1 pseudogene is annotated in these 1,235 nt (G+C 65.4%); it reads right to left on the reverse strand.

Annotated features, from left to right (window positions below):
• Nucleotides 1-1,235 (reverse strand): annotated as a pseudogene (locus EOA22_RS34165) (kinesin); the annotation flags it as partial.

The following is a 1,235-nucleotide window of genomic DNA, read 5'->3' on the forward strand; positions in this document are numbered from 1 at the left end:
ATGCAGGGCCGCCCAAGGGCGCCTGAGGCGTGCGCAGGTCCGGCTGCGGTGCCGGTGCTCGGCGCGGCGGCTCGGCAGCGCGTGCGGCCGGCGCTTGCGGCGCCGGACGCAGGTTGCGTGGTTCGGACCCTTCACCGCCGCGGCCGGACTTGGCCACGATGTCCGAAAGCTCCTTCAGGGCGTTGATCTGCTCGGAAACGGCGCGGCGGATGGCCGAAGTCGATTCCTTGGCCTCTTCCGGCATTTCGATGACGCCCTTCTTGAGCTCGGCGCGGGTCAGGTCGAGCTCGCTCTTGATCGAACCCGCTGTGCGCCGCATCTCCTCGGTCGCATCGGCAAAGCGCTTGGTTGCCGAGTCGACGACGTCGGTGATGGCGTTGCGGATCTTGTCGGCCGACTCCATCGTCTTGCCTTCGGCGTTCTGCAGCGTCTGGCCGACGAGATTTTCGAACGAGCGCATGACCCTTTCGAGATCTTCCGACTTCTTGACCAGGCCGACGGCGAGGTCTTCGAGCGACGACTGCCGTTCGAGCGTGTGTTCGAGGTTGCTCTGGGCCGAGCTCAACAGGTCCGAAGCACTGGACAGCAGGCGGCTGTGCTCGTCGAACTTGGTGGCAATCGACGCGACCTCGCGCAAGGTGGACGACGACAGTTCCGTCAGCCTTGTCGTGTTCGAATCGACCAGACGTGCCGAGCTGGCAAAGGTCTGCGCGGCCTTCTCGGTGGTGGCGGCGAAGCTTTGCGTGCTGCCGCTCAGGCGTTCATCGACCTGGCCGAGATTGACCGCGGCCTGCTCGATCAGCTGACCGAGCTGCGAACTGGACTTGGTCATCCGGCCGATGAGGTCGGCGACGCTGTCGGACAGCGACGAGCGGGCACCCTCGACCGCCGACAAGGTTTCGGCGGTGCGGTTGGCGAGCGCGTCGACAAGTGCGGCATTCTCGCTGCGCAGCTTCTCGGTGGCGCGTTCTGTGACCTCTTCCATGCTCTTTTGCAGTTCCGAGCCGCCCTGGGCGAAGCGCTCGACCAAAGGCCGTGCGGTTTCGTCGAGGATCTTCGACATTTCGGCCGAACGCGCCGCGAGCATGGTGTTGAGTTCGCGGGTGTTGGCGCCGATCGTCTTGGCGGCATCGTTGGTGCTCTGGCCGATATGCTGGCCAACCGCGGTGAAGGTCTCGGCGATCACATTGGCGCGCGAGACGAGTTGCGCCTCGGCGTTCGACACCTGCTCGTTG

It is taken from the genome of Mesorhizobium sp. M7A.F.Ca.US.014.04.1.1 (genome assembly GCF_003998745.1).
GTDB classification, from domain to species: domain Bacteria; phylum Pseudomonadota; class Alphaproteobacteria; order Rhizobiales; family Rhizobiaceae; genus Mesorhizobium; species Mesorhizobium ciceri.